Annotated in this window: 12 protein-coding genes; 5 read left to right on the top strand and 7 right to left on the bottom strand. The window is 34.9% G+C overall.

All coding sequences use genetic code 11. From position 1 onward, the window contains the following. Position 1 precedes the first annotated feature (1 nt). Positions 2-490, bottom strand: a complete 489-nt coding sequence (locus CLV73_RS08690) for a BON domain-containing protein (protein ID WP_100376441.1) — start codon at positions 488-490, stop codon at positions 2-4. 224 nt (positions 491-714) lie between these two features. Between CLV73_RS08690 and CLV73_RS08685 the strand changes: the two genes are divergently transcribed. Genes CLV73_RS08685 through CLV73_RS08675 form a run of 3 tightly spaced genes read left to right on the top strand, consistent with a single transcriptional unit; the run spans position 715 to position 3,275 of the window. Continuing rightward, positions 715-1,965: a dicarboxylate/amino acid:cation symporter gene (locus CLV73_RS08685; protein ID WP_100376440.1), complete on the top strand. Its 1,251-nt coding sequence runs from the start codon at positions 715-717 to the stop codon at positions 1,963-1,965. A gap of 28 nt (positions 1,966-1,993) precedes the next feature. Further along, complete coding sequence (locus CLV73_RS08680) at positions 1,994-2,542, top strand: hypothetical protein (RefSeq protein WP_100376439.1); 549 nt, start codon at positions 1,994-1,996, stop codon at positions 2,540-2,542. Beyond that, positions 2,529-3,275 carry a phytanoyl-CoA dioxygenase family protein gene (locus tag CLV73_RS08675; protein ID WP_100376438.1) on the top strand — a complete coding sequence of 249 codons (747 nt, stop codon included), beginning with the start codon at positions 2,529-2,531 and terminating at the stop codon, positions 3,273-3,275. Before CLV73_RS08680 ends, CLV73_RS08675 begins: the two co-directional genes overlap by 14 nt. Positions 3,276-3,301: 26 nt before the next feature. Here the strand turns inward: CLV73_RS08675 and CLV73_RS08670 are convergent, their stop codons facing one another. The 4 genes from CLV73_RS08670 to CLV73_RS08655 form a co-directional block, all read right to left on the bottom strand. Continuing rightward, positions 3,302-4,012, bottom strand: a complete 711-nt coding sequence (locus tag CLV73_RS08670) for a LytR/AlgR family response regulator transcription factor (protein ID WP_100376437.1) — start codon at positions 4,010-4,012, stop codon at positions 3,302-3,304. 2 nt (positions 4,013-4,014) lie between these two features. Further along, a complete protein-coding gene (locus tag CLV73_RS08665; RefSeq protein ID WP_157798765.1) occupies positions 4,015-4,803 on the bottom strand; it encodes a sensor histidine kinase in 789 nt (262 codons plus the stop codon). Between the two features lie 346 nt (positions 4,804-5,149). Beyond that, a complete protein-coding gene (locus tag CLV73_RS08660; protein WP_157798764.1) occupies positions 5,150-5,458 on the bottom strand; it encodes a DUF4907 domain-containing protein in 309 nt (102 codons plus the stop codon). Continuing rightward, a complete protein-coding gene (locus CLV73_RS08655) occupies positions 5,445-6,425 on the bottom strand; it encodes a Kelch repeat-containing protein (protein ID WP_100376434.1) in 981 nt (326 codons plus the stop codon). Before CLV73_RS08655 ends, CLV73_RS08660 begins: the two co-directional genes overlap by 14 nt. A gap of 227 nt (positions 6,426-6,652) precedes the next feature. On the opposite strand from CLV73_RS08655, the gene CLV73_RS08650 reads away from it, so the two are divergent. Continuing rightward, a complete protein-coding gene (locus CLV73_RS08650; RefSeq protein WP_100376433.1) occupies positions 6,653-7,996 on the top strand; it encodes a DUF4270 family protein in 1,344 nt (447 codons plus the stop codon). Between the two features lie 10 nt (positions 7,997-8,006). Then, entirely contained in the window at positions 8,007-9,242 is a 1,236-nt protein-coding gene (locus CLV73_RS08645; RefSeq protein WP_100376432.1) for an OmpP1/FadL family transporter, read from the top strand. Between the two features lie 44 nt (positions 9,243-9,286). Here CLV73_RS08645 and CLV73_RS08640 read toward each other — a convergent pair whose 3' ends face one another. Both CLV73_RS08640 and CLV73_RS08635 read right to left on the bottom strand, forming a co-directional pair. Next, on the bottom strand, positions 9,287-12,439 hold the full coding sequence (locus CLV73_RS08640) for an AsmA family protein (RefSeq protein WP_100376431.1): 3,153 nt from the start codon (positions 12,437-12,439) through the stop codon (positions 9,287-9,289). A 228-nt stretch (positions 12,440-12,667) separates the two neighbouring features. Then, positions 12,668-15,478 (bottom strand): GH92 family glycosyl hydrolase, encoded by a 2,811-nt coding sequence (locus CLV73_RS08635; RefSeq protein WP_100376430.1) that lies wholly within the window; start codon positions 15,476-15,478, stop codon positions 12,668-12,670. Between the last annotated feature and the right edge of the window lie 21 nt (positions 15,479-15,499).

Here is a 15,499-nt window from a genome sequence, read left to right as displayed (position 1 = left end):
ATTATTTTACGACTAAGTTATTATTGTATTTCCCGATTTTCAAAGCGTCTATAGATTCTTTGATTTTTCTAGCCTGTATTGAAGATACATTTCCTGTAAGCGTAAGCTCTCCGTTTACAACTTCTACCTTTACTGAAGGGAAATCTTTTACAGCGTCCTGTACTTTTTGCTGAACAGCAGGGTCTACTGCAGATGTCGTTTCAACAGGAGCTGCCGGAGCCGGAGCTTCAATTTTTGTCATATCCATTACGTCTTTAATACCGTTTACGGTCTTCAGCTGAGCAATCATAGCATTTTTAGACTGTTCATCGGCAAAAGTTCCGCTTAAATGTGCTACACCGTCTTTTACCTCAACGGAAGCATTTGGATTTGAAGTTACAATAGTCGTTGCCTGAGTCTGAAGTTCCGCATCAGAGACTTTTTTCTTACACGAAATCGATCCGAAAGATACTGCGATTGCCAACGCAGCCATTGCGATTGTTTTTTTCATAATAGAGTTATTTTTTGTTGTTTAGGTTTTAATGTTATACGTAAATGTAATAATAAAATTTATACCAAAAGATTAAAATTCTGCTAATTATTTTTTATTTCCTTAAAAGATTCATCATGAAAAACGGAAAAGCCCTACACCAAAATCTCATGATAATGCCTGAAAAAGAATAAATACAGGTAAAAGTTTAAAAACATTATATTTGTGCAACTTGAATTATATATATGAAAGGACAAAATAAACTATTTTTTGCAATCATCATTGCCCTTATCTTAGGAGTCGGAATTGGCGGTTTCGTTCATTTGAACTACCCTGAAAGTGCAGAGCCATTTTCAAAAAACATAAAACTGCTAGGAACAGTTTTCATCAGATTGGTTCAGATGATTATTGCCCCTTTAGTTTTCTCCACGCTTGTGGTGGGTATTGCTAAGATGAGCGATATTAAAATGATCGGAAGAGTAGGGACGAAAGCAATGTTATGGTTTATTTCAGCTTCTCTGGTTTCCCTTTTCATCGGACTGGTTTTAGTGAATTGGCTGGAACCGGGACATGTTACCAAACTTCCGATACAGGATGCTGCTTCTGCTGAAGAATTGCTCAAAAGCAGCAAAGGATTTTCTATGGAAGATTTCGTAAAGCACGTAATTCCTAAAAGTATTTTTGAAGCTTTTGCAACCAATGAAGTACTTCAGATTGTGGTATTTTCCATTATGTTCGGGATTGCTTTGGCTAATTTAGGTGAAGAATACTCGCAGCCGGTCATCAAGTTATTTGATATTATTGCACATGGAATTCTTAAAATGGTGGGGTATATCATGTGGTTTGCTCCTCTTGGAGTGTTGGGAGCTATTGCAGCAGTAGTGGCTACCAACGGTTTTGAGATCTTTAAAGTATATGCTATTTATTTAAGAGATTTCTTCTTTGCTTTGGCTGTTTTATGGCTGGTTTTATTATTGGTAGGCTATTTAATCTTGGGAAACCGTCTTTTCGATTTATTGAGAAGAATAAAAGCGCCTTTATTAATTGCATTTTCTACCACAAGTTCTGAAGCTGTTTTCCCGAAACTGGTAGAAGAACTGGAAAGATTCGGATGTAATAATAGGGTGGTATCATTTATCTTACCTTTGGGATATTCATTCAATCTGGATGGAAGTATGATGTATATGACGTTTGCCTCGATCTTTATTGCACAGATTTACGGGGTTGAAATGACAGTCGGACAGCAAATTACCATGCTTTTAGTATTGATGCTTACTTCAAAAGGAATTGCCGGAGTTCCGAGAGCCTCTTTGGTAATTATTGTGGCAACGTGTTCCATGTTCGGAATTCCGCCGGAAGGAATTGCACTTATTTTACCAATTGATCATTTCTGCGATATGGGAAGAAGTATGACCAACGTTTTAGGAAATGCTTTGGCAACCTCAGCGGTTTCTAAATGGGAAGGTCAGCTGGAAAATCATGGCGGGGATATTTAAAAATTAAATTTTATTCGCAAATATTGTTATGATGAAATTAAACTTCATGATTTTGTTGGTATTCTTTTTCCAATTATTTTATTCTCAGCAAAAGAAGACATATTTAGAAAGTAAAATAATACTTGAAGAAAAAAATAAACTTTCACAAAAAATTGATAGTTCAATTATTGCAAATAAAGATAGCTTTTCGAGATCAATAACAGAAGGATCCAGTACAACTTACAATAAAAATCATAAACAAACTGGAAGTGGTGGATTCTCAGTTTATACTATTAGAAATAAATCTAATAATAAACTCAAAAAAATTGATTACTCTTCCACTCTTCATATTGATAAACCTTTTCAAAATTCTGAAATAGTGCGATATGAAATTTATTTTGATGGGAATGAACATCCTTTTTTTTCGAAAATTACTGAAGATCATTACACAATGAAAGATGTTTTAACATCGCATCAATTTTTTATAAATTTGCCTGAAAGTTCCATGGAATTAGAAAAAATTTATTTTTCAAATCCTGAAACGCATAAAACAATTATTAAAATATTTGAAATTGTAAAAGGCTATGAAAAAAGATGATGCTGAAAAAAGAGAAGATTTCATAAATTATAAAAGTCAAATTGCTGATAATGGGTTTTCTGTTATCAGCAATATTTTTTCTGAGGAAGAAATTGAAACAATCGGCCAGATGATCGGTCAGATTGATACCTCAAAAGAAACGTTCAGAAAATCTGAGGATCTTTTTGCCATCAGACAGTTTTTAAAGGAAATTCCGGAAATAAAAGACCTGATTTTTAATGATAATATTAAAAAACTCATCAAAGAAGTTTTCGGTGAGCAGTATTTTGTGGTAAAAAGTATCTACTTTGATAAACCTGAAAAATCAAATTGGTATGTTGCCTATCATCAGGATTTAACGATTTCTGTGGATAATAAGACAGTATTACCTAACTTCGGACCATGGACAACGAAACAGAATCAGTTTGCCGTTCAACCTCCATTAGATATGCTTGAAAATATTTATACGATCAGAATTCATCTTGATGATACGGATGAGCAAAATGGCGCGTTGAAAGTTATCCCGGGATCCCATGCCAAAGGAATTTACAGACCGGAAACAATCGACTGGAATACGGAAACCGAACACATCTGCAATGTGGATAAAGGAGGAGTGATGATTATGAAACCATTGATTCTTCATGGCTCCAACCGGACTACAAATGGAAAGAAAAGAAGGGTAATTCACATAGAATTCTCAGATCGAGAACTTCCTGAGGAAATTCAATGGTCTGAAAAGGAAAGGGTGGAATAAAAAGATTTTTATCTAAAAAAAAGATATTATTTATATTTTTCAATGGTTTTGTTGAGATAAGCCTTGTACTTTTCACTTACGGGAATTCTTTCGTTTCCTATCAGCAGATTGTTTTTTCCGATACTCTGTAAATGACGGAGTGAAATGATGTGTGAATTGTGAACACGGATAAAGTTCTCAGCGTCTATCTTTTCCGAAATAGATTTCATGGTTTGATGGATAATGAGCTTGCGGGTTTCTGTATAGATTATAATGTAATCTTTCAGCGCATTAATTCTCACAATTTCACTTAAATTAAGTTTTACATCTTCATTGTTGGAACGCACAAAAATAAAAGATTCGCTAAAGAGATTCTGATTGTTTTTTTCTTGTACTATTTTAGTATTAGTCTGAAGATTATAGCTTTTATAAACAGCCTTCAGAAAACGCTCAAAGGAAAATGGCTTTAGTAAATAATCGATAACATCCATTTCAAACCCCTGAACAGCACAATCGTCATAAGCAGTTGTGATAATCACGTTAGGAAGTTTATTAAAGCTTTTTAAAAATTCGATTCCGGAAATATTGGGAAGATTAATGTCAAGAAAAATAAGGTCTACACTGTTGTTTTGTAAGACCTGAATGGTTTCCTGAATATCGTAGCAGTTTTTTACCAGATTCAGAAAAGGAATTCTCGAGATATATTCTTCAATGACGTTGTGGGCAAGTTCTTCGTCGTCTACAATAATACAATTCATGATTAGTTCAGTTGAAGTCTTAATTTAATTTGATATTCGGAGCCGTTATCATTAATGTAAAGCTGATATTTCTCAGGATATATCAGGTCAAGTTTCATTTTGGTATTTTTTATTCCCATTTTATTGCTGCTAAAGGTATCTGCATTCTTTTTTTCATAAAAGTTTTTGATATTAAAACCTAATATATCATCTTTCATATAGACAAAGAGATCTAGAGGTCCTTTTCTTATATCTGCATGTTTAAATGCATTTTCTACAAAGGTTAAAAGCAGAAGAGGTTCTATTTCATACGCTTTGAAATTGCCTTCAAATACACAATGGATATTGTTATATTTCTTAAAACGGATAGACTGTATTTCTATATATTTTTTAATATTATTTATTTCATCTTCCAGATTGTTTTTCTGCCTGTTTTTCGTACTCAGCACATAACGCATAATATCAGACAGAATAAGAATAACTCTCGGTGTTTCCTTAGATTGCACAATCGAAAGCGAATAAATACTGTTTAAAGCATTAAAAAAGAAATGAGGATTAATCTGTTCACGAAGGATCTTTAATTCACTTGACTGTCTTTCGAATTCCAATTCTTTTATTTTTTTGCCGTTTTCCGTCCACTTATCGACAAAGAAAAGCAGAGTGCTGAAAACAATTGAGAAAAGACCTATTTTGAAGAAAATATCATAAAAATTAAGATCATGATTAAATTTCATCATTCTTCCAGGCCTCATAAAGCCTCCCGGCGGAGGAAAATGCGGAGGTTTTCGTAAAGGAGGAAAGAAAGCGATCATTAAACCCACATATATTACAATAAATGAAATAGTGAAGGCAAGTATCGTATTGGGCTTTTGTTTAATGATAAAAGGTAAGCATACACTATAATTAAGGTAAAAAAGAATAAAAAATACCAGAAAAATTTTAAAATTGATGAAAAACAGGAAGTTCCCAAAAACGGCATAATCCATACACAGCTTAAAGAGTATGAGAATAATCCATATTACCCAGTGGTAAATGTATATGGTTCGGAAAGTTTAAAAAAATGCAGTCATAGGTGGTGTGTTTTTTTATGGCTCGTGAGCACAAAATTCCTTCAATTTGGTATTGAAGGAATCCATTGTTTTACAAAAAATATAGAATTCAGTACGTAATATTCATAGAGTCCAATTCCTGTACGGAAACCCTCGGTAAAGAAAGTTTTCCTATTTTACTCATCACAAGATTGGCTGTTTTATGAGCCTCCATACTATTTTTAAAAGGCAGTTGCTTATTGATAGCGGGAATATATGGCTGGTTGATAAGAATCCTCTTCTTTTTAATGATCTGATAACCATATCCGGCGTCCTGTTTAGTAATCTTGATCTCAAAATCACTGTTTTTTTTCTGGCAGCCAACCATAATAATCCCCGAAACAAAAAGGAACTTCCTAAATCTTTTAATCATCATCATTTTCACTTTCGTTTGGATGGAAAACCCAGATATCATCAAAATAAGATGAACCACTGTTCCCCGTAAGTACATATCCGTAATTTCCTATTGAAAATGAACAAGCACTTTCTCTGGCAGAACCTTCAAAGCCTGTTCTTTCTGTCCAGTCATTTGTTGCAGGATTGTATTCCCAAGTTGTATTGACAACCCCACCTGTAGATCCTGTAGAAACATAACCCAAACCTCCGGCTGCAAATGCTGCTGTAGAAGTACGGTTTTGTGAATCATCATCATTGCTGGTATCTACTTTTCTCGTCCATGTTTCAGCGTTAGGATCAAATGCCCAGAAGTCTGAAACAAGGCTTCCGTTGTTGGTTCCAAAACCTACATAAGCAATATTGTTAATAACAAAAACAGCCCCGTCTCTTCTTTTAGACCCTCCTAAACTTGTGATAGCACTCCAAGATGAAGAAGATTCATCATATTTATAAAAATCCTTCAGCTCACTTCCATCATAGCCTGTTCCTACATATCCTTTGTTATTGATCCCGAAAGCTAACGCGGCATATCTTTCTGTTCCCGGAAAGTTTACAATCTGGCTCCAGGTATTAGAGGAAGGATCGTATTTGTAAAAATCCTTTAGCTTGTTCAATCCGTCATATCCTGTTCCTACATATCCATAAGAATTAGTCGCAAAACCTACTGCAGAGCTTCTTTTTGAACCGGGAAAGTCAGCCTTTTGTGTCCAGGCATTCAGAGAAGGATCATAACTCCATAAGTCATTATAATAATATTCCCCATCATATCCTCCTGTGATATATCCTTTTCCATTTACTACGAAAGCAGATGCATTAGATCGAGGTTTACCATCTAGATCAGATACTCTTACCCAATTCCCCATTAGCTCCTCGTCATCATCATTTTTGCAGCTTGTTACTAAAAATGTTCCTACAATAGTAAGAGCGAAGATTGAAAGTTTACGATTCATTATTCATTCTTTTTGCTGCAAAAAAATTTCATTTCATTGTATTTTGAAAATTTTTTAGACGAACACATATTTTTTGTAGGCGAACGGTTGTTTTTTTTAGATAAATATGATGCTGATTTTAAATATATTAAATATCGACACAGATTTTGATATGGTCTACAACTCATGATGAAAGGGAGAAAAAATTTTAAGCCATTGCTTGTTCATTATATGTTTGCGGAAAAAAAATGTACAAATACCTTTTATTATGTATTTTAATGTTGTTTCTTTTTTCCTGTGAAAATGAAAGCAATACTTATGAAGTAGGGAGTTCCTGGACGAGTGCTCAGTCTAAGATGGTAATGATTGATACCCTTACCATGAAAATGTCTACCATCATAATGGATTCTGTGACGACTTCAGGAAAAAATGTGATGCTTATCGGAAACATAAAGGATCAAACATTTGGAAAGGTAACTTCTTCTTCTCTTTTCGAGCTTACGCCTTCTACATATGGAATAACTTCCCCTTCATCAGCCGTTTTTGATTCTATCGTAATGTATCTTACCAATACTGATTTTTATTACGGAGATACACTGAAAAGTTTTAAACTGAATGCTTATCCTTTACAAGATAGAATAAAGCTAAACAACGGATATTTATATAATAAAAGTAATTTTAATTATTCTCCCAATTCAGTAGGAAGTGCTGAATTTTATCCAAGACCCGGAACAGACAGTAGTTATGTGAAGATGCGTCTTGACCAGTCTTATGGACTGAGTATTTTTAATACGCTGAAAAATAATGATGTGGCGACTCAGGAAAATTTCCTGAACTTTTTTAAAGGATTGGCACTTGTTCCTTCCAGCGATAATAATGCTATGATGCGTTTCAAGATGAATTCTACCTATGAAATTCAGATTAATAAAAGTACTAAAGAAAAAGTATCAAATACAGTAAGGCTATATTATCATACAACCTCACAAAACGGAACAGAATTGCTAAAATATACTTTAGATTTGAAACCAAGTTCAACCTATAGTTACAATAAAATTGGATATGATTTTTCGGGTTCTGAACTTGCTAATCTTACTCCCAAAACGCCAATACCTTCCCAAAATTTAGGAAATAAGACATATCTCATGGCAGGGATCGGAGTATTTACTAAGGTTGAAGTTCCTTATCTCAAGTCACTGAAAAATCTGTATCAAAATTATAAAGTCATAGATGCTACACTTTCATTAAGCCCGGTTGCAGGATATTATTCTAACAGCTTCTATAATCCAGGTGCATTGTATTACTATTGGGGAGATAAGCTTAACCATGTTGTAGGTTCATATTCACAAAGTGACGGATCCAGCGAGATTACGGCAAGTCTTTCTAATGCCAGTGAGTTTCAAAATGAACACTCTTATGACTTCTCTTTCAAAACTTATGTGAATACCATATTATCCGAATCGGCGGATTCAAATTATAATACATTGATCTATCCTTCTTCCTATACAGATGTTTTATCAGGAAAAGTAGTATTTGGAGATCAAAAAAATAAAACAAATCCTGCCAAGCTGAAAGTTTATATGTTGGGATATTAATTAAGAATGTATGAAGAAGAATAAAACAATACTCATTGCTATACTTTTTGCCTGCGTAGGAGGTCAGAAGCTTTCGGCTCAGAATGCTTCACCCTATTCCTATTTTGGAATAGGAATGTTCAACAATGTAGACAATTCCCGGAACATAGCACTGGGAAATACAGGGATTGCCTTGGAGGCACCGGATTATGTCAATTCTAAAAACCCTGCGGCCATGACCAGTATTTCTACAAAAAATGTCGTTTTTGATGTAAGTGGCCTTATGAAATACAATACCATTTCCAGTAATTTAGGGACAGATAAAAGGCTGAGCTCCAATTTTACCAATTTTTCAGCTGCTTTACGAATCTCGAAAAATGCTTTTGTAGGATTAAGTATGCAGCCTACAACTTCTTCAGATTATAAAATCTCATCTACTATTCCTATCGAAGGAACGGCTGGTGAATATCCTATTACTTATGAAGGAAGCGGAGGACTTTCCAATTGGGGAGCCAGTTTTGGTTATAAAGTAAATGATAACTGGAGCTTTGGGGGAAAAGTGAAAAATAATTTCGGAACCATTATCCGTAAAGAAACCATAGCGACTACTTCAGAAATAGAGCTAAGCAGGGATATACGTTATACAGGATTTAGCTATGGTTTGGGAACACAATACAGAAAAGAATTTGAAGACAGCGGGCTTCTGCTAAATTTGGGTGCGGTAGTAAACTTCAAGAGTAAATTGGTGGCCAAAGGAGAAGTAGGCTATACTGAAAATAAAGATTACGCCAATACCGTTACCAGTAAGCTCTCAACAAAAGATTCTTCTTTGCCTTTTGAGTTTGGAGCCGGAATCAGTATTCTGAAAAATGATAGATACCGCGCAACTTTTGACTTTATGCAAAGCCAGTGGGATCAGGTGGCCAATTCCGTAACTCCTGAAAAATATTACCGACAGAATACCTATGGATTAGGTTTTGAGATTCTTCCCAAAAGAGGAAGGGTAGAATCATTATCAGAAGCACTTATCTACCGTTTCGGACTGAATTATGATACAGGATATTACAAGGTAAATAATGCCAAGATCGATAAAATGGAAGCTACGGTAGGACTTGGAATTCCATTTAATAAAATTATTCTGAATGTAAATTACGGCTACGGAATTCATGGCGTTCAGAATAATATTCCGATACGGGAGAATTATCATATGCTCAATCTGAGTATTAATTTCTTAGATACATGGTTTACAAAAAGATACCTCGATTAAATTAGTTTTGTGAAAAGAAACCTCATCATTGTGATGGGGTTTCTTTATGACTTTGGTTTAGAATCTGTTTTTTCTCCTTCTGCTTTTTTAGCAGCCTCTTCTTCTAAAGATTTTTGGTAATCTTTGTAGTCATCATCAGTTTCATTAAGGTCTTCTTTCTGATATTTTCCTGTTTCTACCTTAAATGTATCTGAAGGTCCTGTGATTTTAATCGGGATACCAATAATTCCGAAAGGAGGAAGCCCTAAACGCATTCCGACATTGATATACCCATCCAGGCTTACCTGTCCTTCAATTCTCGGTCGGAAACCTGCAATTTTAAACTTCGTTCTTTCAATGGTGATTACGTTGTCTTTAATGCTTGTTTTAATGTTGACTTTACTTACTTTAGCATCATGCAGTGCATCGGTTGAGGTTTTTTCAGCCACAGAGTTAAATACTTTAAACCCATGAAACTGAATGTCTTCCAAAGTCAAGACTCCTTCTCCCTTTATTGTCTTCAGTCTTGGGAAGAAATCAGCACCCAGATCACCTTCCAGATGATAATCCAGAGAAACTTTCCCATGTGCTTTTTCTGCGGCAGAAACCATTTCCCGGAATAACGTAATTTCTTTATATGCTCTTTGGATATCAAAGTTTTTAGCTTTTGTATTAATGCTGAATTTTGCTTTTTTAGCATTGATCGGAAAATAAGTTCCGTCAGCGTTAAAAGTAGAACCAATCATTCCGAATTCCGTTTCATTAAGGGCTAAATTACCGTTCTTTAAAGACAGGTTTCCTTTAAAGTTATTGAGCTTAATATCCTTGAATAATATTTCATTCGCATTACCATTAATGGTAATATCCAGATTTTTAGGAAGTAAAATGACACCTTCTTCCGCAGAAGTGGAATTAGAAGATACTCCGGAATTATATGCCATAAAATCATCAATATTTACCTTTGGGGAAGTAAAGTTGATGCTTCCGCTTAAACTCTGATCTTTTAGAATATAATTGATGTAATTGGAGACATTTCCATTAAAAACAAATACATTTTTTTTATAACGGGCTTTTACATCTTCAAATGTCAATTGGCTTCCGTTCAGTTTAAACAAACCTTCTTTTACCACAAAATTACTTGGGAAAAACTTCGAATGTATGGTGATATTTTCAATTTTTACGAAACCTCTGTTCTGAATATTATCCAAAGCAGCTCCGTTCTGTCCTTTTAATCCGACATCCGTGGAAACAACACCGTTAATATCTAAACCTTCAATAGGGAAAAGCTTGTACAGATCACCCAGATTGAGCTGTCCTTTGGAATGCAATCTGTAATTGAGATTATTAAGATTCTTCAGATTGGCCTTTACAGTGAAAGGTTTTCCGGCTAAGGTAAAGGAAATAGGAAGAACGCTGATATCTAAATCATTAAAAGAGCCCCTTCCGCTTTTTACATGAGTTTCTACGTTGATATTTTCTAAAGGAAGTTCAGGATAATCGGCGAATTTTATAAAACCGTTTTTCAGAGATAAGGTACTGTTACTCACAGGAACTCTCTTACGCTTAGGTTCATAAGTTCCCACAGCTTTAGACTTGACAAAAAGATCGCCGCGAAGCTCAATGCCTTTTACGGGATAAATTTTATAAATATCCTGTAGATGGATTTTAGCAGTGAAATCTGCATCAATAGGGTAGTTGTTTAAGTTTTTTACCTCAATTTTTCCTTTCGCATAGTTGTCCAGTGCTTTCGCATCAATATGATGAACTAAAACTGCTGTATTTTTAAAATTGCCATCTGTGTTGTGAACCGCCATATCCAAATTGATATGATCCAAAGCAGCAGGCATTTCCCTCATCTTGAAATATCCGTCTTTCAGATCCGCTTTTATATCAAATAATGGGACTTTTTGCAGCTTTTTTTTCGCAGACATCGAAATAAAACCTTTCCAGTTCCCGTTCAGTTTAAGATTTCCTCTGGCATCAATTTTTTTATATCCGGTTGCATTCTTTAAGGCTTCAAGGTTTACGTTTGAATCGATTATTCCTTCAGAAAACATCGTAGAACCGTTCTCAAAAACAAAATTGGTTCTGGTATAGCCGTTTAATAAACTGAAATCAAGTTCATTTACCTTTACTTTCAACCGGTTGGGATCCAATGCAGGCATATCAATGACAGAAGCCAAACTTACATTATTAATAGGAGATTTAGATTTTTGATAATTGAAAAATCCGTTATTAATATTGGCTTCAACGTGAATATCCGGACTCTGCTTTTTCAAAGTATTCAGAACTCCTTTCATCGTAAATAAAAGATCAGCCTTTCCCTTCATTTCAACCTGTTTTGCATAACTCTGGTAAGCTTCCGGAATAATGGCAGGAATGGCTTTTAAGTCAGCATTCTTAGTTATGATTTTTAGATCATAGACCTGCTGTTCGTTCGGCATTTTTAAACTTCCCTGAAGATTAAACGGAAATCCACCTAAAATCAAAGGATTATCCGTAAAATAAAATCCTAACTGACTGATATTGATTTTTGTATTGATTTTTCCTTTTAGAGGTAAATTTTTAACCCAAATATTTTTATCTAACCTGAAAAGAGTATTTTTAATTTCCGTATTGGCATTTAAGCTCAAAATATCATTCGAAAGATCGATCAGACCGTCATATTCCAAATTGTCTAATTTTAAATGAGTTTTGCTCAGCTGATCATCATAAATAAAATTAGAATTGGAAATTCTGAAGTTCTGTAAAGCCAGCGCCAGTTTAGAATCATTTTTCTCTTTAGCTTCTTCCTCAGAGACTAGGATATCAAAATTATTTCTTCCTAAACTGTCCACCTTCATTCTAATATTTGCATTTTCAATATAGAGTTTGTTGAAAATGATCTTCTCGTCAAAAAGACTGGTAATATCTACTCCTAAGCCAATTTCTTCTGCATCAATCAAATTTTCCGTCTGAAAAGGACTGTTCCCTTTTACAGAAGAATTAGTAAGGGTAACCGTAAGATTAGGAAAATGAGTAAAGAAAGAAATATCTAAATCCTTGAAATCTACATCCGTTTTTATGTAGCTTTTGGAAACTTCTTTGATGCCACTGTTGATGGTATCTTTGAAAAAATAAGGAGTTATAAACAGAATCAATACGACACTGCCTAAACTTATTCCGGAAATTTTCAGAATCTTGGATAAACGGGAAACTTTTGTTTTTTCCTTCTTCATAAGCGTCTTTACTATCAATCTACAAAATAACTGATAAAGAAGAGGAAAACGAAATATTTTCGACTAACATCGGTCATTTATAGATAAATTTATGAATTTTAGGGAAATAATTTAATGGAAAGAAAATCAACTCAATCTTTTCTTTTATACTTAAAACAGAAAATTTTATAAAAGAAGAAGCGTTTCGGATTTTTCCGAAACGCTTCTTCTATATTGACCAGTAAAATATTATTTTACAGAAATCTCATCAACAAAAATATAAGCCTCACCACCAGCTCCCTGATGCCACTCCGGAAGTTTCCCGAAATGATAAGCTTTTATTTTGATATAACGGGCCTGTGTCGGAAGGATTTCGGCTGTGAAGTCTTTCTTCTGGACGGTTTCGTCTTTCGGATCAAGCGTGTTGTCAACCGTTTTTAATAAAATGAAATCTTTTCCGTTATTGGAAGCGTAATATTCTACTCTTTTCGGCATTAAAATCCATGCTTTGCTGTCCTGAAGATATGATGAAGACAATTGCGTGATCTGCTGAGGTGATTTCATATCGATGATTGCTTCAAAAGTCTGCCCCTGATAACCCAGCCATTCACCTTTTCTCCAGTTTGTATCTCCTACAATCCCGTCGATTAAAGATAATTTTCCACTTGCAGTGTATTGCGGAGTAGGAGTAGAATTTACCGTGATGTCCCAATTATTCGGTCTCCTGTTAAAGCTGGCAGTTACGATTGAACTTTTCTCACCTTTTCTTTCTGCGTATGCTGAAACCTGAGTTGTTTTTGTAATGGTAAAAGGTCCGCTGTATGCTTTGAAAGTCTTTCTTACATTGGCATCCCCTTCATCCAATGTCATATAATAAATTTTATCATCAGGATTCAAAGCAGTGATTTCTACTTTTGTATTTAAATCAAAAATTCTTGCTGCAGCAATAACAGGTGTTGCCGTTAATTCATCATATTTGAAATCTTTAAATGATTTGGCATTTTCAAAACCTAATTTTTTAAGCTCTTCTCTACCTGTATTTTTCGTGATGGTTCTTGTTGTTCCGTCTTCCAGATGAATCTTAACCTCATCAAAATAAGGTATTGTCGTTTGCCATTCAGGTAATCCTGGAGTTACAGAATAAATTCCCATTGCGCTCAAAATATACCACGCACTCATCTGTCCGCAGTCTTCATTTCCGATTAACCCATCCGGAGCGTTTTTGTAATAATTATCTAGGATATATTTGATTTTTGCATCTGTTTTTTCAGGTTTTCCCACATAATTATAAAGATAGGCGATGTGGTGGCTTGGTTCGTTTCCCTGAGCATATTGGCCAATTAAACCTGTAATATCTACCTGTTCTCTACCGGTTGTTTTATCGGGAGCAGAGAAAATAGCGTCTATAAACTGTTCAAACTTTTCCTTTCCTCCGTGAGCAGTTATCAATCCCGGAATATCCTGCTGAACAGAGTAAGAGTAATGCCATGAATTTCCTTCCGTATAGTTGTTGTTAACTTCTCTCGGTTCGAATGGTTCATACCAGTTTCCGTTCTTTCTGGGCTGCATAAATCCGTTCTTTGGATTGTACAAATTTTTCCAGTTTTGTGAGCGTTTCATGAAATATTGGTAATCTTCTTTTTTGCCTAAAATTTTAGCCATTTGAGCAATGCACCAGTCGTCATAAGCATATTCTACTGTCTTGGAAACACTTTCGTGTTCATCATCAATAGCGATATAATTGTTTTGCTTGTAAGCATTTAATCCAAAAATATCCAGCATGGCGGAATTTTTTGAAGCCTGGAATGCCTTCTCATAATCAAAACCGGTAATTCCTTTTGCCATTGCATCTGCAATTACAGAAACGGCATGATAGCCGATCATACATTCTGTCTCGTTGGAAGCCAGTTCCCAAACCGGAAGTTTTCCGCCTTGTTCGTATTGTTTGATAAAGGTATTAATGAAATCAGCTGTTCTTTTTCTCTCGATTAATGTCATTAAAGGATGAGCTCCCCTAAAAGTATCCCAAAGCGAGAAGACGGTGTAATAATCAAAATCTTTAGCATAATATAACTTATTGTCCCTACCTCTGTATTTTCCGTCAACATCCATATTGATATTAGGTTGTGTGAAAACGTGATACATGGCTGTGTAGAAAACAGAAAGTTTATCTTTATCAGAAGATTTTACTTCAATTTTTGATAATTCTTTATCCCAATCTGCTACAGCTTGTTTTTGAATAGCATTAAAGTCATTGGATTTTCCTTCTGCCAACATATTTTTTTCTGCCCCTTCATAGCCAGTTGGAGAGATTGAAACTTTTACAAGAATTTTCTCACCTTTTTTAACTTTAGTGGAAAATGCAATTTGTAATTTAGTCCATTTATCATCTTGAATACCTCTTTGTACTTCATCTTTTCCCTTTTGACTTATACTTTCAAACATAGGCTTAGAGAACTCAATTCGGGCATAAATGTATTGATTGGTTGCCCAGGCTTCACTTCTTCTGAAAACTTCAACTGTTTTACTATCGATGATTTTTACTTCACCTTCAAGGAGCTTGTCTCTGTGATTTAAATCTAAAATGATATTTGCATTTCCGGCATTGTTGAAGGTGTATTCGTGGTAACCGACTCTTTTTGTTGTAGTCAAACGAACATCAATATTATGCTTATCCAGTTTAACAGTATAAAACCCTGCTGTTGCTTTTTCGTTTTTATGAGAGAATTTGGATGAATAATCTTTACTGTCCAGGCTTGGTTTTCCCATGGTTGGCATCAGCATGATGTCCCCATAATCAGAAACCCCTGTTCCGTTCAGGTGGGTATGAGAAAATCCGTAGATCACAGAGTCTGAGTAATGATACCCGCTGCATCCGTCCCAGCTTCCATCAATTCTTGTATCGGGAGAAAGCTGTACCATTCCGAAAGGAACTATGGCTCCGGGAAATGTGTGTCCGTGACCGCCCGTTCCTATAAATGGATTTACATATTGTGAATAATTTTGTGCAGACAAATGATAGGCTGCCAATCCTAAAAGAACGAATATTATTTTTTTCATTCAGATTTAAGTTTAAAAATT

The organism is Chryseobacterium geocarposphaerae (genome assembly GCF_002797535.1).
Taxonomy (GTDB): Bacteria; Bacteroidota; Bacteroidia; order Flavobacteriales; family Weeksellaceae; genus Chryseobacterium; species Chryseobacterium geocarposphaerae.
This window is presented reverse-complemented; position numbering and strand designations above follow the sequence as displayed.

Coding starts and splice junctions, on each gene's coding strand:
- CLV73_RS08690 (WP_100376441.1), bottom strand. CDS start 490: ATGAAAAAAACAATCGCAATGGCTGCGTTGGCAATCGCAGTATCTTTC.
- CLV73_RS08685 (WP_100376440.1), top strand. CDS start 715: ATGAAAGGACAAAATAAACTATTTTTTGCAATCATCATTGCCCTTATC.
- CLV73_RS08680 (WP_100376439.1), top strand. CDS start 1,994: ATGATGAAATTAAACTTCATGATTTTGTTGGTATTCTTTTTCCAATTA.
- CLV73_RS08675 (WP_100376438.1), top strand. CDS start 2,529: ATGAAAAAAGATGATGCTGAAAAAAGAGAAGATTTCATAAATTATAAA.
- CLV73_RS08670 (WP_100376437.1), bottom strand. CDS start 4,012: ATGAATTGTATTATTGTAGACGACGAAGAACTTGCCCACAACGTCATT.
- CLV73_RS08665 (WP_157798765.1), bottom strand. CDS start 4,803: ATGATCGCTTTCTTTCCTCCTTTACGAAAACCTCCGCATTTTCCTCCG.
- CLV73_RS08660 (WP_157798764.1), bottom strand. CDS start 5,458: ATGATGATGATTAAAAGATTTAGGAAGTTCCTTTTTGTTTCGGGGATT.
- CLV73_RS08655 (WP_100376434.1), bottom strand. CDS start 6,425: ATGAATCGTAAACTTTCAATCTTCGCTCTTACTATTGTAGGAACATTT.
- CLV73_RS08650 (WP_100376433.1), top strand. CDS start 6,653: ATGTACAAATACCTTTTATTATGTATTTTAATGTTGTTTCTTTTTTCC.
- CLV73_RS08645 (WP_100376432.1), top strand. CDS start 8,007: ATGAAGAAGAATAAAACAATACTCATTGCTATACTTTTTGCCTGCGTA.
- CLV73_RS08640 (WP_100376431.1), bottom strand. CDS start 12,439: ATGAAGAAGGAAAAAACAAAAGTTTCCCGTTTATCCAAGATTCTGAAA.
- CLV73_RS08635 (WP_100376430.1), bottom strand. CDS start 15,478: ATGAAAAAAATAATATTCGTTCTTTTAGGATTGGCAGCCTATCATTTG.